24 protein-coding genes are annotated in these 21,014 nt (G+C 59.1%); 22 read left to right on the top strand and 2 right to left on the bottom strand.

Features of this window, described 5'->3' with window-relative positions; all coding sequences use genetic code 11:
• Positions 1 to 5 precede the first annotated feature (5 nt).
• The 15 genes from LPW30_RS02635 to LPW30_RS02565 all read left to right on the top strand — a co-directional run bounded on the left by LPW30_RS02635 (position 6) and on the right by LPW30_RS02565 (position 12,625).
• Positions 6 to 671, top strand: a complete 666-nt coding sequence (locus LPW30_RS02635) for a 4Fe-4S dicluster domain-containing protein (protein ID WP_025282114.1) — start codon at positions 6 to 8, stop codon at positions 669 to 671.
• Between the two features lie 53 nt (positions 672 to 724).
• Positions 725 to 2,131: a heterodisulfide reductase-related iron-sulfur binding cluster gene (locus LPW30_RS02630; protein ID WP_025282113.1), complete on the top strand. Its 1,407-nt coding sequence runs from the start codon at positions 725 to 727 to the stop codon at positions 2,129 to 2,131.
• 6 nt (positions 2,132 to 2,137) lie between these two features.
• On the top strand, positions 2,138 to 3,187 hold the full coding sequence (locus LPW30_RS02625; protein ID WP_029762543.1) for a CoB--CoM heterodisulfide reductase iron-sulfur subunit A family protein: 1,050 nt from the start codon (positions 2,138 to 2,140) through the stop codon (positions 3,185 to 3,187).
• A 7-nt stretch (positions 3,188 to 3,194) separates the two neighbouring features.
• Positions 3,195 to 3,995, top strand: a complete 801-nt coding sequence (locus LPW30_RS02620; protein WP_025282111.1) for a hypothetical protein — start codon at positions 3,195 to 3,197, stop codon at positions 3,993 to 3,995.
• 44 nt (positions 3,996 to 4,039) lie between these two features.
• A complete protein-coding gene (locus tag LPW30_RS02615) occupies positions 4,040 to 4,756 on the top strand; it encodes a 4Fe-4S dicluster domain-containing protein (RefSeq protein ID WP_025282110.1) in 717 nt (238 codons plus the stop codon).
• Positions 4,749 to 5,660 (top strand): CoB--CoM heterodisulfide reductase iron-sulfur subunit B family protein, encoded by a 912-nt coding sequence (locus LPW30_RS02610; protein ID WP_025282109.1) that lies wholly within the window; start codon positions 4,749 to 4,751, stop codon positions 5,658 to 5,660. Before LPW30_RS02615 ends, LPW30_RS02610 begins: the two co-directional genes overlap by 8 nt.
• A 5-nt stretch (positions 5,661 to 5,665) precedes the next feature.
• Complete coding sequence (locus LPW30_RS02605) at positions 5,666 to 6,106, top strand: biotin/lipoyl attachment domain-containing protein (RefSeq protein ID WP_239680026.1); 441 nt, start codon at positions 5,666 to 5,668, stop codon at positions 6,104 to 6,106.
• 65 nt (positions 6,107 to 6,171) lie between these two features.
• A complete protein-coding gene (locus tag LPW30_RS02600) occupies positions 6,172 to 6,519 on the top strand; it encodes a DsrE family protein (RefSeq protein WP_084306756.1) in 348 nt (115 codons plus the stop codon).
• Positions 6,520 to 6,624: 105 nt separating this feature from the next.
• A complete protein-coding gene (gene gcvH, locus LPW30_RS02595) occupies positions 6,625 to 7,062 on the top strand; it encodes a glycine cleavage system protein GcvH (RefSeq protein ID WP_239680025.1) in 438 nt (145 codons plus the stop codon).
• Positions 7,063 to 7,213: 151 nt separating this feature from the next.
• Positions 7,214 to 8,404 carry a radical SAM protein gene (locus LPW30_RS02590; RefSeq protein WP_239680024.1) on the top strand — a complete coding sequence of 397 codons (1,191 nt, stop codon included), beginning with the start codon at positions 7,214 to 7,216 and terminating at the stop codon, positions 8,402 to 8,404.
• 20 nt (positions 8,405 to 8,424) lie between these two features.
• Entirely contained in the window at positions 8,425 to 9,537 is a 1,113-nt protein-coding gene (locus LPW30_RS02585; RefSeq protein WP_239680023.1) for a lipoate--protein ligase family protein, read from the top strand.
• Positions 9,524 to 10,597, top strand: a complete 1,074-nt coding sequence (locus LPW30_RS02580; protein ID WP_239680022.1) for a geranylgeranyl reductase family protein — start codon at positions 9,524 to 9,526, stop codon at positions 10,595 to 10,597. The genes LPW30_RS02585 and LPW30_RS02580 overlap by 14 nt, the downstream gene beginning before the upstream one ends.
• A gap of 60 nt (positions 10,598 to 10,657) precedes the next feature.
• Positions 10,658 to 11,812, top strand: coding sequence for a radical SAM protein (locus tag LPW30_RS02575; RefSeq protein WP_239680021.1), 1,155 nt, complete (start codon positions 10,658 to 10,660; stop codon positions 11,810 to 11,812).
• A 21-nt stretch (positions 11,813 to 11,833) separates the two neighbouring features.
• Positions 11,834 to 12,202, top strand: a complete 369-nt coding sequence (locus LPW30_RS02570; protein WP_239680020.1) for a hypothetical protein — start codon at positions 11,834 to 11,836, stop codon at positions 12,200 to 12,202.
• A 6-nt stretch (positions 12,203 to 12,208) separates the two neighbouring features.
• Positions 12,209 to 12,625 carry a hypothetical protein gene (locus tag LPW30_RS02565; protein ID WP_239680019.1) on the top strand — a complete coding sequence of 139 codons (417 nt, stop codon included), beginning with the start codon at positions 12,209 to 12,211 and terminating at the stop codon, positions 12,623 to 12,625.
• 6 nt (positions 12,626 to 12,631) lie between these two features.
• On the opposite strand, the gene LPW30_RS02560 is transcribed toward LPW30_RS02565, so the two are convergent.
• The gene (locus tag LPW30_RS02560; RefSeq protein WP_025282099.1) at positions 12,632 to 12,949 is read right to left on the bottom strand and encodes a hypothetical protein; all 318 of its coding nucleotides are present in this window, start codon (positions 12,947 to 12,949) and stop codon (positions 12,632 to 12,634) included.
• 80 nt (positions 12,950 to 13,029) lie between these two features.
• On the opposite strand from LPW30_RS02560, the gene LPW30_RS02555 reads away from it, so the two are divergent.
• Positions 13,030 to 14,196 (top strand): aldo/keto reductase, encoded by a 1,167-nt coding sequence (locus LPW30_RS02555; protein WP_239680018.1) that lies wholly within the window; start codon positions 13,030 to 13,032, stop codon positions 14,194 to 14,196.
• Positions 14,197 to 14,296: 100 nt separating this feature from the next.
• Here the strand turns inward: LPW30_RS02555 and LPW30_RS02550 are convergent, their stop codons facing one another.
• Entirely contained in the window at positions 14,297 to 15,091 is a 795-nt protein-coding gene (locus LPW30_RS02550; RefSeq protein ID WP_239680017.1) for a phage integrase N-terminal SAM-like domain-containing protein, read from the bottom strand.
• A 171-nt stretch (positions 15,092 to 15,262) separates the two neighbouring features.
• On the opposite strand from LPW30_RS02550, the gene LPW30_RS02545 reads away from it, so the two are divergent.
• From LPW30_RS02545 to LPW30_RS02520, 6 genes are all read left to right on the top strand, one after another.
• On the top strand, positions 15,263 to 15,817 hold the full coding sequence (locus LPW30_RS02545) for a hypothetical protein (RefSeq protein ID WP_239680016.1): 555 nt from the start codon (positions 15,263 to 15,265) through the stop codon (positions 15,815 to 15,817).
• A gap of 79 nt (positions 15,818 to 15,896) precedes the next feature.
• Entirely contained in the window at positions 15,897 to 16,712 is an 816-nt protein-coding gene (locus LPW30_RS02540) for a hypothetical protein (RefSeq protein WP_239680015.1), read from the top strand.
• 122 nt (positions 16,713 to 16,834) lie between these two features.
• Positions 16,835 to 17,737 (top strand): methyltransferase domain-containing protein, encoded by a 903-nt coding sequence (locus LPW30_RS02535; RefSeq protein ID WP_239680014.1) that lies wholly within the window; start codon positions 16,835 to 16,837, stop codon positions 17,735 to 17,737.
• A gap of 107 nt (positions 17,738 to 17,844) precedes the next feature.
• A complete protein-coding gene (locus LPW30_RS02530; protein ID WP_239680013.1) occupies positions 17,845 to 19,377 on the top strand; it encodes an AAA family ATPase in 1,533 nt (510 codons plus the stop codon).
• Positions 19,374 to 20,216, top strand: coding sequence for an HNH endonuclease (locus tag LPW30_RS02525; protein WP_239680012.1), 843 nt, complete (start codon positions 19,374 to 19,376; stop codon positions 20,214 to 20,216). Before LPW30_RS02530 ends, LPW30_RS02525 begins: the two co-directional genes overlap by 4 nt.
• Positions 20,217 to 20,321: 105 nt before the next feature.
• On the top strand, positions 20,322 to 20,546 hold the full coding sequence (locus LPW30_RS02520) for an addiction module protein (RefSeq protein WP_239680011.1): 225 nt from the start codon (positions 20,322 to 20,324) through the stop codon (positions 20,544 to 20,546).
• Positions 20,547 to 21,014: the final 468 nt, after the last annotated feature.

The following is a 21,014-nucleotide window of genomic DNA, read 5'->3' as shown; positions in this document are numbered from 1 at the left end:
CGGAAATGCAGCAGATCTACGACGACATTCGTGGGGACTTCCGTTACGACCACGAGCTGAACGGGTGTCTCAACTGCGGTATCTGTACCGCCACCTGCCCCTCGGCCCAGTTCTACGATTACAGCCCCCGCGAGATCGTGCAGCTGCTCTGGACCGAGAACGTGGAGCAGATCTACGACGCCATGCAGGAAAAGATCTGGGCCTGCGCCCAGTGCATGACCTGCGCGGCCCGCTGTCCCTTCAAGAACTCCCCTGGCGGCCTGGTGGCCATCATGCGGGAGGTGGCCATCAAGCATGAGATGCAGTCGGCCAAGGATGTGCTGCGGCCTTTCGGCCGGGTGATGCTCAAGCTGATCACCACCGGCAACCAGCTCTCCCCCGACATGATCCAGCCCGACCACTTCCCCGACTGGGGTCCGAACATTCAAAAGGTGGACGGGGATCTGCGCATCCTGCGCAAGGCCATCCCCATGCAGACCTTGCAGACCACCGATACCGCCTGGGAGATCTCCCTGAAAACATCCGTAGAGATGTACACCATCTGGGAGATGACGGGGGTGCTCAAGTCGCTTGAGCTGATGGATGAAAACCTGTTCGACGTGATCGAGGATTTCATCGACGAGAAGAGGGAGGAATACGACGAGTGGCTCGAAGAACAGGAAGAAGATTGAGCCCACCTTCGCCTTGCACCACCACATGCCGAGCGTAGAGGAGTGGCACACCCATGACAGCTAAAGACCAGACCCCCGGCGGGCACAACGCCACCGCCGAAGGCACCGGCGCCGGTGCCATGAAGCCCGGTTTTCACAATACCGACGGCCAGGGCGTGGCCGGACACGGTTCCTTCTTCCAGCAGACCCAGCTCTCCCGCGAGGAGGCCGTCAAGGCCACCGACTGGGTGCGCAAGCACGTGGATCGACGCACCATCGATCTGGGTGACCGCATGGATGATGTGCGCGAGCACATGTACGAGCTGGAGAAGGAAGGCAAGATCCTGATCCATCGCATCGAGGACCAGCACGAGCCCAAGATGGTCAAGACCCTCTTCGGCTGGGACAAGAAGGTGCCCACCAAGCAGCTGTGGCACCACAAGTCCTGCGGCCAGTGCGGCAACATCCCAGGCTATCCCACCTCACTATTGTGGTTCATGAACGAGTTCGGCTTCGTGCCGGGCAAGGACTACCTGGACGAGACCGACCAGACCTCCTGCACCGCCTGGAACTACCATGGCTCGGGCATCGGCAATGTGGAATCCCTGGCGGCCGTGTTCCTGCGCAACTTCCATCAGGCCTATGTATCCGGCCAGCAGCACGGCCACGAGGCCGGGCATTTCTACCCGCTGGTGCACTGCGGCACCTCCTTTGGCAACTACAAGGAGATTCGCAAGTACCTGATCGAATCCCCGGAACTGCGCGAGAAGGTCACCAAGATCCTGGACAAGCTGGGGCGCCTGGTGGATGGCAAGCTCGTCATCCCCGAGGAGATCATCCACTACTCCGAGTGGGTGCACGTGATGCGCAACCGCATCGCCTCGGAACTGCAGAAGATCGATGTCTCCCACATCCGCACCACCGCCCACGTGGCCTGCCACTACTACAAGATGATCCACGAGGATGCGGTCTATGATCCCGAGGTGCTGGGTGGCAACCGCACCGCCATCATCACCTCCATGGCCCAGGCCCTGGGTGCCCAGGTGATCGACTACTCCACCTGGTACGACTGCTGTGGCTTTGGCTTCCGGCACATCATCTCGGAGCGCGAGTTCACCCGTTCGTTCACCATGAACCGCAAGATCCGCGTGGCCCGGGAAGAGGCCAATGCCGATGTGATGCTGGCCAACGACACCGGCTGCGTGACCACCATGGACAAGAACCAGTGGATCGGCAAGGCCCACGAACAGGACTTCCAGATCCCCATCATGGCCGAGGTGCAGTTTGCCGCACTGGCCTGCGGCGCCGATCCGCTCAAGATCGTGCAGCTGCAGTGGCATGCCTCGCCCTGCGAGGACCTGGTGGAAAAAATGGGCATCTCCTGGTCCGAGGCCAAGAAGAACTTCCAGGCCTACCTCAAGGAGGTGGAGCAGGGGAACATCGAATATCTCTACAAACCCGAACTGGCTTATGGGGGGTAAGGCATCATGCAGGATACAGTACTGATCGTCGGGTCGGGGCCGTCCGGCCTGTCGGCCGCCGCGCAGGTGGCCGGCGCCGGCTACAAGGTGGTGATGGTGGAAAAGGAAGAGGTGCTGGGCGGTGCCCCCATCCTCTCCGGCTACGCCAAGCTGGTGCCCTCCGGCGAGTGGGCCAAGGATGCCATCGGTCGCATGGTCAAGCGGGTGGAGGACGACAAGGCCGTCACCATCCACAAGGGAACCCGCGTCACGAAGCTGGATGGCGAGCCCGGCAACTTCACCGCCAAGCTGAGCAACAACAAGCAGGTGAAGGCCGGGGCCGTGGTCCTGGCCACCGGTTTCACCCACTTCGACTCCGTGAACAAGCCCGAGTGGGGCTTTGGCACCTTCCCTGATGTGCTCACCAGCACCCAGATGGAGCAGATGGTGGCGTCCGGCAAGATCGCCTGTCCCTCGGATGGGCGCGTACCCGAGCGGGTGGCCATCCTGCTGTGCGTGGGGTCCCGGGATCGGCAGATCGGGCGTGAGTGGTGTTCCAAGATCTGCTGCACCGTCTCGGCCAACCTGGCCATCGAGATCAAGGAAATGTCTCCCGAGACCGACGTGTTCATCTACTACATGGACATCCGTACCTTCGGGCTCTACGAGGACCGCTTCTACTGGAAGTCCCAGGAGGAGTTCAAGACCAAGTTCGTCAAGGCCCGTATCGCCGAGGTGACCGCCTCCGGGGATGGCCGCCTGCTGGTGAAGGGGGAGGACACCCTGGTCAAGCGCCCCATCGTCATTCCCTTCGACATGGTGGTGCACGCCATCGGCATGGATCCCAACCAGGACAACCCGGAGATCTCCAAGGTCTTCGGGGTGGAACTGGAGAAGCATGGTTTCCTGCAAAAGGGTGAGCAATACACCAACACCTGTGGCACCTCCCGGCCCGGCGTCTATTCCTGCGGCGCCGCCTATGGGCCGGAGACCATCGACGATTCCATTGCCCAGGGGGCGGCGGCCGGTGGCCGTGCCGTGATGGATCTGACGGCCCTGGTCCGCAAGGCGGGTTGACGCGGCCATGGACAAGCACATCCGGCCCGCCCCACTGAAGATCCGCCTGGAGCCCCGCATTGCCGCCAGCAAGCTTGAACAGTTGCTGGAGGACATGAAAGAGCGTGGGGGCGTGGAGACCTATCTGGAGGCGCTGCGCAGCAAGCACCAGGTCTTTACCGCGGCGCTGCCGGATAAACGCCCGGCAGCCTTGCGGGCGGACGTCTCCGGGGTGTTGCTGGAATGCGTCTTCCCGGCCCGGCGCAAGCTGGCCGGGCCCATGCAGAACCTGTCCCCGGAGGCCTTTTCCGAGGCCATCCTGGGGCTGGTGTATGGGCGGGGTGATTTGCTGAGCCGGATGCGCGCCTTCTGTGAGCGCATCCCCACCCAGACCCGCAAGGAATCCGGTGCGGCCTGGGATCTGGCGGCGGAGCTGCTGCATTTCCGTTACCCGGATGCCGTCCCCCTGATGACCCGCTGGGTGTGGGATACGCAGACCATGAGCGGTGCCGTGCGCGAGTTCGTGGCCGGCAACGAAGGCATGAACATCCTGCCCCTGGAGGCGACCCCGGAACACCTGGAGGGGGTGCGCGGCTGGTTTGTGGAGCATCTCACCGCCAGCGGGTTCTACCGGGATCTCCCGTTCGTGACGGATCTCATCCTGGCGCGGGCCTATTCGGATTATGTGCGGTCCATTTCCGGCGGCCTGGGCATCCTGCAGGGCGACTTTGGTGCCAAGCAGGACCCGATGGAGCTGGTGGTCAAACTGTTGGGTATCGATGCACGGCGCGGTGAGCGTCACGCCGCCGCGTCGCAGACATGGCATTAGCCGGCCTGTGTCGAACCCGTTAAAAGCGAGTTTCGGAGAACAGCATGGCGATACACGAGAAGTCCCTCATCGAGCCCGAACGCCTGCTCCACCACGACGAACTGGTGGTGGACGGGGTGGACGTGTCCGGGCACTGGAACACGATGATCACGCCGCGAACCCTCACCGACTACGATGATGATTTCGAGGCGAAGATCCAGGCCATCCCCGGCGGCGAGAACGTGCATCGCTGCTGGCAGTGTGGCTCCTGCACCAACTCCTGCACCATGTACGCCCAGAACGTGCAGTTCAATCCCCGCTACTGGATCTACGCGGTTCGCCTGGGGCTCAAGGAAGAGATCATCAAGGACAAGGACATCGTCTGGCAGTGCGTGTCCTGCAACAAGTGCACGAACATCTGCCCCAAGGACGTGCGGCCCGAGGGCGTCATGAAGGCCCTGGCCCACTGGATGGAAGAGGAGGGCATCACCGAGAAGACGCCGTCCACCATCTTCGACGAGGAATTCACCGAGCAGATCTATGCGCGTGGGCGCATCGAGGACAGCCACGTGCTCATGGGCTTCTACAAGAAGACCGGTCAGTCCATGTTCCAGAACTGGCTTCAGGTGTTCGGCCTGCGCCTGGCCCGGCATCTGCCGGTGAGCCTGGGGCTCAAGTTCGGTCGCAACGTGCTCATGAAGCCCCGCACCAAATCCTGGGGTCGCACCGGCGAGGTGCTCCAGCAATACGTCCGTGAACAGAAGGAGGCCGCCCATGGCTAAGGTTGCATACTACCCCGGTTGCGCGCTGGAAGGTTCCGGCGGTCCCTATGACAAGTCCACCCGGGTGCTGGTGAACTCCCTGGGCCTGGAAATGGAAAATCTGCGGGACTACAACTGCTGCGGGGCCATGGAGGTGAAGAACGTTCATCCCATGCTGCAGACCTATCTCTCGGCCCGCAACCTGGCCATCGCCACCGAGCAGATGGGCCTGGACACCGTCATGGCGCCCTGCAATGGCTGCTATCACAACCTCAAGAAGGCCGAGTTCGAAACCGCCACCTCCGAGGAGGTGATGCAGACCATTCAGGATCTGGCCCGCAAGTCCGATGACCCCGTCTACACCGGCGACGTGCGCACCCTGCACCTGCTGGAGTGGCTGATGGAGGAACTGGGCCCCGAGGGCATCAAGAAGAAGTTCACCAAGAGCCTCAACGGCATCAAGATCGCCAACTACTATGGCTGCATGTACACCCGGCCCCGGCAGATCTTCCCGGAAAAGGACCAGGGCCCGGGCTCCGAGTCCAGCTACAAGCCCCATTTCATGGATGACCTGCTGGAAGCCGCCGGCGGCGTGAATGTGGACTTCCCCCTCAAGACCGCCTGCTGCGGCGGTGCCCACACCCTGTCGGACTCCGACACCTCCACCCAGCTGGTGCTCAACCTGCTGCAGGCGGCGGAAGACTCCGGCGCCGAGGTGATCGCCACCGAATGCCCCACCTGCCATTCGGGGCTGGAGATGCACCAGGTGCGGGCCGAGACCGAATTCGGCATCAAGACCAACGTGAAGATCCTGTATTTCACCCAGCTGCTGGGCCTGGCCATGGGGCTCTCGCCACGCAAGCTGGGGATTCACGAAAACGTGAGCGACTCCATTGGTTTCCTCAAGGATCGGGGGGTATTCTGACCCGCATGGAATGCAATGGCTGCGAGTTCAAACCGGAGCTGTATTACGACGCGGAGTACCAGATCTGGCTGCGTCTGGAAGAGGACGACACCCTCACGGTGGGCATGACCGATCTCTCCCAGGCCATTGCCGGTCACATTCTCCATGTGCGTGTTCGTCGCCCCGGCACACGGCGGCCACCGGGTAAACCGGTGGCCACCATCGAGAGCGGCAAGTGGGCCGGTCCCATTCCCAACTTCATGGACTGCACCATCGTGGAGGCCAATGAGGCGGTGATGGATCAGCCCGATCTGCTCAACAAGGACCCCTACGGGGCCTGGGTCGCGCGGGTGGAAGTGGAAGGGGGTGGTGCGAGCGTGCTGGAGGACTACCTGACCGGCGATGCCGCCTACGAGGGCTACTGCGATCGGGCCCGGCGCGATGACATCCACTGTCATCGGGACTGACGGGGCGCACCGTGACCAAGCAGCCGGATTACCTGTACGGAGACGAACAGACGGTGGTGCTGGTGATGACCAGCGGCCCCAGTACGCCGGCCCGCTGTGCCACCCCGTTCTACCTGGGGTCGGTGCTGGCCGCCATGGATGCCGATGTGCATCTGTTCTTCACCATGGAAGGGGTCAAGCTCATGCAAAAGGGCGTGGCCGAGGGCTTGCAGGCCATGGAGGGGGGCAAGTACCTGATCGATTTCATCCGGGATGCCAAGCGCGCGGGGGTGACACTGCACGTGTGTGACCCGGCGCTGCCGGGCTACGGCCTGGATCCGGCCACCGATCTCATCGACGAGGTGGACCACGTGGCCCGGGCCAGCGACCTGGGGGACCTGATGCTGCGGGGGGACAAGGTCCTGTCCTTCTAGGGCCGGTGTGCCACGCGCCTTGATCCAGATCACCATGTGATGGGGCGGTGACCCGGATACTGATCAAGCGAACATCAATAACCATATAAGCATCAGGAGGAAAGCATGAGCGAAGTCAAAGGTTGTGACCTACCGGAGGACCTCCTCTACAGCATCGAGAACAACGTCTGGGTCCGCCAGGAATCCGACGGCACGGCCACCATCGGCCTCACTTCCTATGCCGGCTCCCTGGCCGGTCAGGTGGTGTCCTACACCCCCAAGAAGGCGGGCAAGTCCGTGAAGAAGGACAAGTCCTGCGCCACGGTGGAATCCGGCAAGTGGGTGGGGCCTGCCAAGTCCCCCATCGGTGGTGAGGTGGCCGCGGTGAATGACGCCGTGTCGGCCAATCCCGCCCTGATCAACGACGATCCTTATGGCGAAGGGTGGCTGGTGAAGATCACGCCCGATAACTGGGATGGCGACTCTGCCACCCTGAAGACCGGCAGCGATGCCCTCGAAGCCTTCAAGGCCAAGATGGAAGCGGATGGCTTCAAGGGCTGCTGAAGGCCCCATTGCCTCCAGGAGCGGCCCAGGGGCGGGCTGACCGGTCCGCCCCCCGTTCACCCGCCCTCATGGTTCCCATGGCCAGGGGGGCGCCCCGGGGCTTTCCCTGAGCCAGCCTCTCCCCGTAACACGGACCTCAAAAAGGAACCCCATGAGCCTCATCAGCGACACCTCCTCGAGCCCCTGGGAAGACCTCGTGCGCCGCGTGGAGCCCCTTGAGGACATCCCGCTGGACGCGGACCTGGTGCAAACCCTCGAGGCAGAGAACGAACCCCGATTCCGCGGCAGGGGCCATCCCGTGGACCTCTACACCCCCACCTTCAAGAGCTTCCAGACCTCGGAGATCAGCAGCTGTGGCAAGAACGCCTGGCCGGCGGTGTCCATCACCGGGCCCGACTGCAAGCTGCGCTGCGATCACTGCAAGGCCAAGCTGCTGGAGCCCATGATCCCGGCCCGCACCCCCGAGGCCCTGTGGCGAGTGGTCAATGACATCGTGGAGCAGGGCGGGCAGGGCATGCTGCTCACCGGCGGCTCCAACCACCGCAATGAGGTGGAGTACGGCCCCTTCTACGACACCATTCGTCGCATCAAGGACAGCTTCCCCGGATTTCGCATCGCCCTGCACACGGCGCTGGTGGATGACGACGCCGCCCGGTGCATGGAACAGGCCGGCATCGACGCGGCCATGATGGACGTGATCGGCGCCCAGGAGACCATCACCCAGGTCTATCACCTCAAGCGGACGGTGGCGGATTTCGAGGCCACCCTGGAGGCCCTGGTGAACACCCGCATGAAGGTGGTGCCCCATATCGTCATGGGCCTGCACTACGGGCACTTCCTGGGGGAATGGGAGGCCCTTAAAATGATCCAGCGTCATCGGCCCGATGCCGTGGTGCTGGTGGTGGTCATGCCCTTCTATGCGCCCGACAGCAAGCCCTTCGTCACGCCCCGGGCGGTGGACGTGGGGCACTTCTTCCATGATGCACGCCGCGCACTGCGGGACCTGCCGCTGCTGCTGGGCTGTGCCCGTCCGGCGGGGCAGGTGAAGGGCGAGATGGATGCCTACGCAGTGATGGCCGGCATCGATGGCCTGGCCCACCCCGCCGACGGCGTGGTGGAGCTCTCGGCCCGCCTGGGCCGCCGGGTGCGGGTGATCCCTTCCTGCTGCTCCATGGCGGTGGGGGAGGAGGTCATGGCCCTGAACGACGGCCAGGCCGCCCTGGAAGTTGATCTGAAGGCCATCGTCGCCGATGAGCGGGCGCGGCGGCGGCAACGCAGTGCCTCGGGAATGGGGCCTGGCGGTATCCCGGTGGTCATGGAACAGGGGGCCTCCGGGCCCTGAATGCTGGTTGGAGATTGATGATGCGCGACGAACGTACCCTGCGGGTTCTGGATACGGGCCTGAGACGGGCTGCCGAGAACCTGGCCCTGAACCGCTCCCTGCTGGAATGTCATCAGGAGGGGCACTCCCCCCATACCCTGCGCTTCCTGCGTTTCGAGCCCTCGGCCCTGGTGGGGTTTCACCAGAACGTGGACCAGGAACTGCTCACCGAGGTCTGCCGCGCCGAGGGCATCGACATCCAGCGCCGCATCACCGGCGGTGGTGCCATCTATTTCGATCCCACCCAGATCGGCTGGGAGCTCTACGTGGACAAGCGTTTCGTGGGCTCGTCAGACATGGAAAAGATCGCCGGGCGCATCTGTCGCGCGGCGGCCCGGGGCATCAGCCGACTGGGGGTGGATGCCCAGTTCCGTCCCCGCAACGACATCGAGGTGGACGGGCGCAAGATCTCCGGCACGGGAGGGGCCTTCGATGGCGACTCCATCATGTACCAGGGCACCCTGCTCATCGACTTCGACGTGGAACGCATGCTGCGGGTGCTGCGCATCCCCGCCGAGAAACTGTCCGACAAGGCCATCGCCTCCGCCCGGGACCGGGTGGCCAACCTGCGTGAACTCCTGGGCGAACTGCCGCCGCTGGAAACCATCCAGCAATCACTGGCCGAGGCCTTTGCCGAAACCTTCAATGTGGAACTGGCCCCCGCTGATAGCATGGATGGCGTGGAACAGAGCCGTTTCGAGCAGGCCCTGCGGGAGATGGACAGCGACGAGTGGATCTACCAGCGCAACCGTCCGGCGGTGGATTCGCCGCTGCTGGAAGCCGTGCACCGCGCCCCCGGGGGCCTGATGCGGGCCGGGGTCAGCCTGGATCGGGAGCGGGGGCGCATCGGTCAGGTGTGGATCACCGGTGACTTCTTCACCAACCCCCGGCGCATGCTGGTGGACCTGGAGGCGGCCTTGCGCGGCATTGCCGTGGCAGACCTGGAGCGCACCCTGCACGACTTCTTCGATGACTACCCGGTGGAAATGCTCATGCTCACCCGGGATGACTTCATCCGCGTGCTGCGTCTGGCCCTGGATTCGGACGACGCCGCGCCCGCCAACGGTGACAACCCCACCCATGCCGTCGGTTGACGTCCTGGTGGTGGGGCTGGGCCCGGCCGGGGGCAGTGCCGCCCGGGTGGCCGCTGCGGAGGGCCTGTCGGTGCTGGGCATCGACCGACGGGCAGTGATCGGCCAGCCCGTGCAATGCGCCGAGTTCATCCCCCTGCCCATGGGCAGCTATGCCCGGGACCCGGGCGTGTTCTCCCAGCCCATCCGGCACATGACCACCCTGTTACCGTCCGGTGCCAGCCAGGCATCGGATTTCCCCGGCATCATGATCGACCGGGCAGCCTTCGATCAGGCCATCGCCGCGCGAGCCCAGGCACAAGGTGCCACCCTCTGGACCGACGCCATGCTGCTGGAGGTGGATCCCGAGGCCCGCCGCGCCCGGGTGCGCCATGCAGGCCGGGAGCAGACCATCACCTTCCGCGCCCTGGTGGCCGCCGACGGCCCCCATTCCCCGGTGGCCGCCCAGCTGGGCTGGCCCGCCCTCGAGACCGTGCAGACCCGTCAATACACCGTCCCCCTGACACAGCCCCGGGACGACACCGTGATCTGGCTCTCCCCGAACTACCCGGGTGGCTATGCCTGGCTGTTCCCCCGCGAGGGGCAGGCCAACCTGGGCCTGGGCATGGACAAGGCCCTGGCCCCGGACCTCAAGACCCCTCTGGATGCCTTGCACCGGGAACTGGTAGAAGCCGGCTGGGTGGGGGAGGCGATCCTGAGCCGCACCGGCGGCGCCATCCCCGTGGGCGGACTGCGCCCTCGCGTGTTCGAGGGGGCGGTGGTGTTCGCCGGCGACGCGGCGGGCCTGACGCATCCCATCACCGGCGGCGGCATTGCCCCGGCCGTGGTCTCCGGCGAACTGGCGGGGGAGGCGGTGGCTGCCTGGCTGGGGGGCGATGAAGCGGCCCTGGCGGATTATCAGGAAGACCTGTGCGACCGTTACGGCCCCAGCCTGGAGCGGGCCGTGGCCCGGCGCCGGGAACTGGGCCGCGTGTGGCATCGGCCCGAGGCCCGCGAGGATGCCGTGCACCGGCGTGGCTGGATTGCGTTTGGCGAATACTTCAATGATCCCATCGCCCAGTGAGCGGCGCGGATCCAAGAGACAGACGTGCGGGCTGACACCGCACCAGAGGAGGAGACATCCATGAGCACCCCGGAGAGCATGGTCGCCGACGAACCCGTTAACTTCTATCGGCCCGATCCCTATATCAAGACCCCGGAGATGCGTTCGCCCGAGTACGTGCAGATGTCCACGGCGGCGGCCATCACCCTGGGGCTGGTGCGTGGCTGGATGCACCGCACCGACTGCACCCATTGCCTCAACCTGCTGGTCACCTATCCCGAGGGCTGCCGGGCCAACTGCAGCTACTGCGGCCTGGCCCGCCACCGGGAGGAATCCCAGGACTATGCCGATCGCAACTTCATCCGCGTGGACTGGCCCACCGCCCGTTACGAGGATGTGATCCAGCGCATGCAGGAAGGCGCGGACCGGGGCCGTTTCGAGCGCATGTGCATCTCCATGATCACCCACCCGGACTCCGACGCCGACACCCTGGCCCTGCTCAAGCGCTGGGTGGAGGCCGTACCCCACATCCCGGCCTCCATCCTCTCCAACCCCACCTCCATGTCCCGGGACGACCTGGTCCAGCTCAAGGAGGCGGGGGCCCAGATCTTCACCGTGGCCCTGGACGCGGCCACACCACAGATCTTCGAGCGCACCCGGGGCGCCACCGTGGACAGCCCCCACCGCTGGGACAAGTACTGGGAAACCCTGGAATGGGCCGCCGAGATCTACGGGCCGGAGCGCTTTGGCGTGCACCTGATCTGCGGCATGGGCGAGACGGAACAGGAAATGCTGGAAGTGTGTCAGCGAGTGCGAGACATGGGGGGCCACAATCATCTGTTTGCCTTCTTCCCCGAGGAGGGCTCGCTGATGGAGGACTGGTCCCCGGTGCCCCGAGCCCAGTGGCGTCGGGTGCAGCTGGCCCGCTACATCATCGACTTCATGGATGTCCGGGTGGAAGACATGCGCTTCAACGCCGCCGGCGAGGTGGTGGAATACGGGCTGGAACCGGCAGAACTGGAGGCCCTGATCAACGAAGGCACCCCCTTCCGCACCTCCGGCTGCCCGGGTCGCTCGGACGAGGACACCGTCTCGGCCTGCACCCGCCCCTATGGCGACTCCAGCCCCACCGACATCATGTCATTCCCCTTCGCCCTCAATGAGCGGGATGTGGCCGTGGTGCGCCGGCAGATGGCGGGGGAGTCGGTGGGCACCTTCGATCACGACGCCGACTGAAGGCCCGGCCCGGGAGGCCCGATGAAAAAGATCGACATCACCAATGTCAGTGACCTGCGCAACCAGCTCAACCGCTACCGGCGGGGCAAGAAGTTCGACATCCACCAGTTCAACCAGGTGGCCCGTCTGGCCTGGCTGGGCAAGGTACTGATGCAGCCCCTGGAGCCCGAAGATGAAACCTGCAAGGCCTTTCTGATCTATGTGGAACAGCCGGACGAGCTGGTGTCCCATTGCCTCAGCCCCGACCAGGACCTGGTGGGGCAGATGCACATCGTCGACGGTCAGCAGGCGCAGGCCCTGATCCAGATCCTCAAGCTGGGGGTGGAGGAGCGGGCCAAGCTCTACGACGACCTGTCCCGGTCGGATTTCTACTTCCGCTACTTCTCCTGAGGCACCATGGCACCCCAAGACCCCGCCGACCTGGGGCAGGGCCCCACCATCGAGTCCCGCATGGAGCGGCGCTTCATCGTCATGAGCACCCGGGATGCCCTGCTGCAATCACTGGAGCCGCTGACGCCGGCGGGCTGGACGCAGGTGACGGTGACGGACCTGGACGATATCGGCCCCTGGAACGAACTCCTGCTGCATCGCTTCATGGTGCTGGATCTGGATGATCCCGAGGCCTTCGATCCGCTGGACGTGATCCAGACCCTGCGCATGCAGTACCAGATCAACCTGCCGGTGTTCTGCGTGGGGGGCGATGCGGATCTGCAGGGAGACATGCGCCTGGCCCGGGCGGACCGGTTTTTCACCGAGGCAGAACTGCAGGAGATGCTGCCCCGGTTTTTCGAGCTCTACGGCTGGGGAGGCTGAACCCGATCAGCCCACCCAGGCATGTTCCGTGGTGTCGATACGGATGTCCTGGGTGAAGGTTTCGCCGTTGCCCTCGATGCTGAGAGTGCCCACCCGGGTGCCGGCGGTGTCGTACTTGAAACGGCAGTCGAAGGTGCCGGGCATCGGGACCTGCGTCTCGCACAGGGTCTTGCCCTCGGCCACAAAGCGGGCCTTGGCGCTGCCGGTGCCGTTCAACACGGCCTGCAGCCGGAATTCCTTGCCCACCGGGCGGCGATAGAACTCCGGGTCGCGATTGGCGTTGTATTGCAGGTTGTTCAGTTTGACCAGCTTGACCAGTGCCATCGGCTACCTCAGTGTCGTCTTGTTTAAGGTTATGATTATATAACCAGATGTCCATGCACCGTCCATAGCCCGGGAACCTCGTGAGCAAAAAAAATCATCTCATCCCCGGCGCCGCCACCCGCGCCGCCACCCAGGCCTACGCCGAGGCCCATCAAAGCGCCGGCCGGGTGGCCGAGGGGCATTACAGCGAGTTCCCCCGGGAACACCTGCGCCTGTCCAGCCTGGGCGTGGGCAGCTTCGGCGGTGAACCCAGCGCCGCCGTGGACGCCCGCATCAGCGCCATCGTGGCCCGGGCCCTGGGGGCCGGCATCAACGTGATCGACACCGGCGCCCACTACCGCTACGGCCGCTCCCTGGCCGCCGTGGGCGCCGGCGTGCGCACCGCCCTGGAGGCCGGCGTGCCCCGGGAGGCCATGTTCCTGGTCTCCAAGGGCGGCTTTCTCACCCTGCGCGGCGGCCCACCCGCCGACATGGCCCAGTGGTTCCAGGACGAGATCACCGCCCAGGGGCTCGGCAGCCGCGAACACCTGGCCAAGGGCGCCCACCTGCTCACCCCCGAATACCTGAACTACCAACTGGAACTGTCGCGCCACCTCATGGGCGTGGAAACCCTGGACGCCTTCCTGGTGGACCAACCCGAGGTCCACATCCCCGAGTGCGGCAAGGAGGCCACCCTGCAACGACTGGAGCCCGTGTTCGAAATGCTCGAGCGCGCCGTGCAGGAAGGCCGCCTCCGCCGCTACGGCCTCTCCACCTTCGAGAGCTTCCGCGTGGAGACCGACGCCCCCCTGTTCCTCTCCCTGACCTCCCTGGTGGGCCTGGCCGAACGCGCCGCCCGCACCGTCACCGGCGACCCCCAGGCCCGGCATCATTTCAAGCTGGTAATGATGCCCTTCAACCAGGTGATGCTGGAGGGCTTCACCCGCTTCAACACCGCCACCGGCCAGGGCAACGTCGCCTCCCCCATCCAGGCCGCCCATCAACTCCAGCTCTACCTCATGGCCTCCCACACCCTCCTCAAGGGCCACCTGGGCAACCAGTCAGTGGACACGGTTGCGCGTGCCCTGGCGGCTCTGCCCAATCCTGCCCAAAGGGCCTTGCAGTTCAATCGATCGACGCCTGGGGTGGGGACGAGCCTGGCGGGCATCAGCACCCCGGAGCATCTGGAGGATGTGCTGGCGGTGGCGGGGTTGCCGGTGATGGCGAGGCAGGCTTATTTGGGGATGTTTGAGAGGGTGGGGGAGTGAGAGGGGCGCAGACTTGATGCAAATCAGCCTTCCGAGTTGGCCCCTTTGGCAAATCCGAACTGAAACGTGAAATGGGCCTGAGAATCGGATAGCCTTAAAATCAGGACCACGCAGCAGCACGGAAAAGGACATGGAATACAGGGAAGCGGTACGGCCTGAATGGGGTAGGGTGGGTACATCTCACCACGATCAATCCCCGGTCAAATTCCACGCGCTCTACGCGAAGCCGCAGACATTTCATCAATCTCATCCCGGTCCCGTAGAGCAGAGAGGCGACCAGCCAAGGAACCCCCGCCAATTCACCAAGCATGCGCCGCACTTCTTCCCTGGAGAGCACCGTGGGCGCCTCTCCATCGCAATGGTGGATGAATCTGCAGATCCAGCCCATATAGGATTTTTCCGTCCTGATGGACATATTGCGAGTTCGCATCACCGCAATCAGCTTTTCAAAAACAGGCTGATGGGAAAGTATCAACGGCGCAAAGCGTTTGTCGCCCACATGCTGGGCAAACTGCGCTGGTGTGAGGGGCACATACTCACGGGCCAGGGTCGCGTGCTGTGGTTCCAAGGCCTTGGCCGAAGCACGCCAGTAGTCCCAGTCGAAAGTGTCACTCCATTCCGTGTGTGCCAACTTATACAGAATCTGTATAGCGTCGATGACCTGCAGGTACTGCCAAGGCTCCAGGTTAGGGGATTCGCCCACCTTGAGCAGATAGTCCGAGATGTCGTCAGGGGTGAGGGAGGCCAGTCGTCGACGGGGGAAAGCACGGATGACCTGCTCCGCCCGAATCCGATACCAGCGCACCGATTCCGGCTTGATTCCTTTTTGAATCAGATGTTTGCTAAAGCGGGACCAGAAAGCGCGCTCTTTGTCCGTAAGAGGAGGGTTGGCCATGTCCTTGGCTCCAATCTGGGTCTGACGAAACGATTCCTGGATGATGCAATACTTTGGGGATGGGTGGCAAGATCTGAAGAATTGCAGGCATGCTATACAGAATCCGTCTTTCCTGGGGAAGGCCGATTCTGTCGAATATACTGTTAGTTGTTGGATAAGGAGGGGGGGGGGATGCATAAATCGATAAACTGGTTCGTTTCTGCGGCGCTAATTTTAGTACTCACAATCCTTTTGTGGGTTGTGCTAGAGCAAATGACATCTAAAGATAGCGTATCAGACAATGTTGTTATTGCTTTGATTGGCGCAATCACAGCAGCAACTACCATAGTAGGATCGGTTTTCATCGCACAGATAACAGCATCGCATGAGGGCCGGAAGCAGCGACAAACAGAAGCCAGAAATCTTAAGAGAGAATTCTATAACAGGTTTCTTGAGCATTTCAGCAGAAAGCTGGCCACTCAGAACTCACCTGCGGGATATGATTTTGAAGGGAATCAAAAGTTTTGTATTGAGGTTAATAGGCTTCCGTTATATGCCTCTCAAGCTGTTGTTGAGCTTGTTAATCACATCGCATCAGGAAGGGCTGTTTCGCCAGGAGAGGCGGACTTTAATAAGCTTTTTTCTGCAATTAGAGAAGATCTTTGCGATGACGACTATAAGGGTTTCAGGGATTTAAAAACCATACATTTTCAAATTCCTAATAAACCGCAAGGAGAAAGCAACTAACAAGGCAATGCACGCGACATGCGCGTGATTGCGGCGTTAGACTTGAAATCACAAATATTTCATAGTTTTGGAGGATATCGTGAGCGAGGCTATAGCAGTTTTTCTTGGCGCAGTGATAGGTTCTGTAACTACTTTTCTTGGGGTCTTGTACAGCGCCAGAAGAAAATCTGCCAACTACACAAAAGAGGTCATCGCCAGGGTTGTGACCGAGGAACGCGCTAAGTGGCGCCAGGACATGAGAGTATTTTCAGCAAACTATGTTGCCGTCGCAAGGCAGATTATGAAAGAAGGTAAGGCATCTTGGGTTGATCTTGAGGAGTGTCGCGTTCATCTTCGCCTGAGGTTAAATCCAAATTCATCGCATGAGCTTGATAGGGACATTCTTCAGTCAATTGATCGGATCCGGGATTATCTGGAGACTAAGCGTTATGCGGAAGTTTTATGTTCGATTGATAAGTTTGAGAAAAAGTGCCAGCTCCTGATAAAGCAGGAGTGGGATAAGTCAAAAAGTGAAGCTGAGCGGGGCGCGCTTGGTGCGCCAGACGGGCCTGAAAAAGCGCAGTATTCCTCCTCGTTGGTTGATGACTATTTTGATTACTCGAACCAGCTTCTTGGCGTGCTCGCATTTACGATCGGCGTTGCGGCGCTAGCATTCCAAGACCCACGTCCTATCGCCTGGATTGGTGTCGTCTTCGTCATCCTCGCTTGGGGTGCAGGACTCTATCGCTATAAAGTGCGCTGGAAAGCGGATCACGGGGCAAAAACCTTATCCATTTGGGCAGTTGTTAAACGCGGATACCTCTCGATAATTGGCCTAGCGTTTTTAGGAGCGCTTGCGCTTGGTATCATACCTGGAGAAGTTGCACCATGGTTAGCGCTAAAGACTGCCGGCTAGTCGCTTAATTCTGGAAGTCTAACAAGGGCTTGAAACCGAAAAATCCTTCCGCAGCTTCACCGCTCCAGGTTTTTCGGGTTAAGCCAGCGTTAGCCCGCATAAGAAAAGGAGCGAGAATCAACATGACTACACCCCGTGAGCTACAAGCATTGTATAAGCAAGGGAAGAATATTACCCAACTCTTGCGAGAGGAGCATGGGCTCCAGCACAACTCAGATGAAATTATCGAAATTGCATATGACTTACAGACGGGAAGTTACATCGCCGCGATGGAAAACGCGGAAATGAACAGTCATAAAAGAGATTACACGGCAGAGATAGCCAAGATAATTCTCTCCTTGTGCACACCGAGGTCGATATTGGAAGCCGGTGTTGGCGAAGCTACTACTCTGTCCGGCGTGCTTGAAAACATGGACTCTGACATCAGCAGCTATGGCTTTGATCTTAGTTGGTCACGAGTTGCATACGCGAAGCGCTGGCTTCTGAGCAAAGGTGTAGATACTACGACCCTCTGCACAGGTAATCTGTTTCATATTCCTTTTGCTGACAATTCAATTGACATTGTTTACACATCGCATTCGATAGAACCCAATGGAGGAAACGAAGAACCCATCTTACAAGAGCTATTTCGAGTCACCAGAAAATACCTCATCTTGTTGGAACCCGGCTTCGAACTTGCACACGACGAAGCAAGGAAGCGAATGGACCTTCATGGGTATTGTAAGAATCTAAGAGGTACAGCAGAAGGACTGGGTTATAGGGTTTTAACGCACAATCTGTTCCCGTTTACAGCCAATCCACTTAATCCGACAGCAATAACGATTATTGAGAAACAAGCTGATGAAGTGCCACCATCGTACATTTTCGCGTGTCCTAAGTTCAAAACGCCGCTGGAACAGATTGGGGGCATGCTGTTCAGTCCAGAAGCATTGGTGGCTTACCCAATTGTTGGGGGAATCCCTTGCTTAAGGATTGAGAATGGCATCTTTGCGAGTAAATATGCAGAAGTAGTCGGAGCGGGCTAACAAGGCGCTGCACCGGACGGCAATTCCGCTGCGCTCCATTGCCGCCGGTGAGCTTGGTCGTTAGCCTTCCGAGGTAAGTCTGAGCAAGCTTCCTCAATGGGAAAAATATGAAATTTAAGGTACTTCCGGCAGGACGGATTTGCCCTGTAGACATACCAAATCGTGCATACCTGATTGAGGATAATTGGGATGATTGGTTCGAATTCTCAACAATGTATACATTGGTTTACGTGGACTCAAAAAAGGAGAAGAACCTAATTGGCTCGACCAAGATAGGCCAATTCGACATGGAGAAAGGCCAAAGAAGGCCGGCAATACCAGCTGAATTTCACACGCTAGATGAGAAGTTTTTCTCCGTTGGTCAAGATGATAGCTTTTATGAAGAGTTGAATAGTCTTGGGGAGGGTATTAGAGATCAAATATTGTCAGCGCTTAATGATATTGCTTTACATGAGGATGTATACGACAAAGCAATAAGGGAGCGCGTAACTAGTACATCTCTACTTAGATCTGTTAGTCATACATCAATTAAGGGACAATATCGCCGCCTTGCAAAAGGTGGTGCAAGACTTTCAAAATATTCTTTTACTTATAAATCTCCAGTAATTAAAGGCACCGGCTCAGAACGAATTATTTTAAGTTTTGATGTGGTTCCTGAGAGTAACCCACCTACAAACATCCATGTGCTCATTGGTAGGAATGGTGTAGGTAAAACCCATCTGATGAATAACATGATTAGCTCACTCATTGATGATAGTTCACCTATATCAAAGGTTGGAAAATTTACTTCTTCAGATGAGTTTGAAGGTGAACTGTTTTCTAATATCGTTTCCGTGACATTTAGCGCATTTGATGAGACGGAACCGCTACCTGAAAAGAAAGACAAATCTAAAGGGATACAATTTTCATACGTTGGATTAAAAAGGGTTAGAAAGGGAGGCGAAAAAAGCTTGCCACCCAAGAGCCCTATTATACTGAAGAACGAATTTGTAAAAAGCATATCAGCCTGTAAGGCTGGGAATAAGGTCGAGCGATGGAAAAGGGCTGTGGGGAAGCTGGAGTCAGATCCTGTATTTGGTGATGTTGATGTAGTCTCCATTTTAAATCATGAAGATGAAGAGGAATTCGAAAATGTCGCAGGGCGAATATTCAAGAACTTAAGCTCGGGCCATAAAATCGTACTGCTCACAATTACAAGACTGGTCGAAACAATGGAGGAGAGAAGCTTAGTATTCTTAGATGAGCCGGAGGCGCACCTCCACCCTCCACTACTGTCAGCTTTCGTGAGATCGCTTTCTGACCTGCTCATCAACAGAAATGCTGTTTGTATAATAGCAACCCACTCTCCTGTTGTGCTTCAAGAGGTCCCTAAAAATTGTACGTGGAAGCTATGGAGAAGTGGTTATTTTTCAAAAGTCGAACGGTTAGAAACAGAATCATTTGGTGAAAATGTAGGAATATTGACTAGAGAGGTATTTGGGCTGGAGCACACAGACTCGGGTTTTCATAATCTTCTAAACGATGCGGTAAACAAATTTGACGATTATGACTCAGCCGTCCAAAGTTTTGATGGCCAATTGGGACTGGAGGCAAAAGGTATTTTACGAGCCTTGTTTGGCGTCAAGGATGGAGGATTATGAAAAAACTTTTGAAGCCGAACTATGCTGCAATAGATGTCTTTCAAGTGTGTATAGAGCGAGTTCGAGATGCCGAATTAAAAAGAAGACTTTTATCTTGTATTCACGAAATAGAAACAGCCTCTGTTGAATTTGATGAAAAAGCTTCAATAGCGCAACTTCATACAATTATTCCTAAAGATAATGTCTCTAATGCCGTTACAGTTGATGAAATGAAAAGTGTTTATACATCGCGTATGGCGAAAAAGCTTGCTCCTGGCCGTGGTTATTATGATAGGTTAATGTCCCATCCCGAGCATGGAAGATGCCCTCTTTGTTCCCAGCGCGTAGTGTCGACACTGGATCATCACTTGCCCAAAGCGCACTTTCCGTCGCTGGTAGTTTCGCCTCTAAATCTGGTTCCAGCTTGCCAGGACTGTAATAAAACGAAAAGCGAAGATATACCGAGGTGCTCAGAACAGGAAACTCTTCACCCATACTACGATGACGTGGAGAGCTTTGTTTGGATCAAAGCGCGGATTATAGAAACTATTCCGGTAGCTATAGAATTTTATGTAGATCCCCCTGAAGAGTGCGGAATTGTCTTGATAGAAAGACTAAGAAATCATTTTAATACTTTCAAGCTGGCTCCTTTATATTCTTCCCATGCTGCCGAGGAGTTGGCGAGCATCGAGTATGTTTCAAGAAGGGTATATAATGACAGTGGAAGCATTGAATTAAAAAGGCATTTAACCGACATAGCTGATGGAAAGCGGTCTGTTAATTTAAACTCATGGCAGGCAGCATTATATAGTTGTCTTTCAGAAAGTGACTGGTTTTGCGAAACAAGATTTCAGTTGTAAAAAAGGCTAACAAATTGCTTCACTCGGAAAAATTACTCGCTGCGCTCCTAATTTTCCGGTGAGCAAAGCGTTCGGCAGTACAAGATTTTGGATGAGAGGTGTTAGATGAATATCAAAGACCTGATTCATGAGGCAGAGGCCCTTCCGGTAGAGGAACGGGCGCTCGTTGTTGATTCGCTCCTTCGTAGCCTAAATCCGCCCGAATCCAAGATCGACGAGAAGTGGGCGGCGGTGGCAGCTAAGCGTTTGAAGGAGGTTCGCTCCGGAGCGGTCGAAAGCGTTCCTGGTGAAGAGGTGTTTGCAAGGATTTGGAGGGACCGGGCCCGATGAGCTTTCGTCTCCATCCGGAGGCCGAGCGCGAGTGGGCGAGGCTGTCGAATATTACGAAGATATCGAGCCTGGCCTCGGATATGATCTCTCGGTTGAGATCTACTCAGCAATTCAACGCGCTGTGGCCTATCCACGGGCGTGGCCGGTTCTTGAGGGCGAAGTCCGGAGGGCGTTGGCTCGGAGATTCCCATATGGGGTGCTTTACTCCGAAGAAGAGGGAACGCTTCTTTTGACATCCTCCCCGGCCTGAAGGCCGGAGATTCCTACGGCGCTCAGTTCGCTGATGCGATTTGAGTCGCTTCGGTGGGTTCCTGCTTCATCGGAGCTGCCGTGCCTACACCGAGGTGTGGGTGCGGCCTTACATCCCCTCCACAGGCCATGACGGCATGCCCTGCCGCCAATACATTGTTGGCTGCATTCACATCGGCATGAGCCGTGTGACCGCAGGCAACACATTTGAATCGGGCC

Source organism: Ectothiorhodospira variabilis (assembly GCF_022227625.1).
Lineage (GTDB): Bacteria > Pseudomonadota > Gammaproteobacteria > Ectothiorhodospirales > Ectothiorhodospiraceae > Ectothiorhodospira > Ectothiorhodospira haloalkaliphila.
Note: the sequence above shows the minus strand (reverse complement) of the source record. Positions and strands in the feature narration are given on the sequence as shown.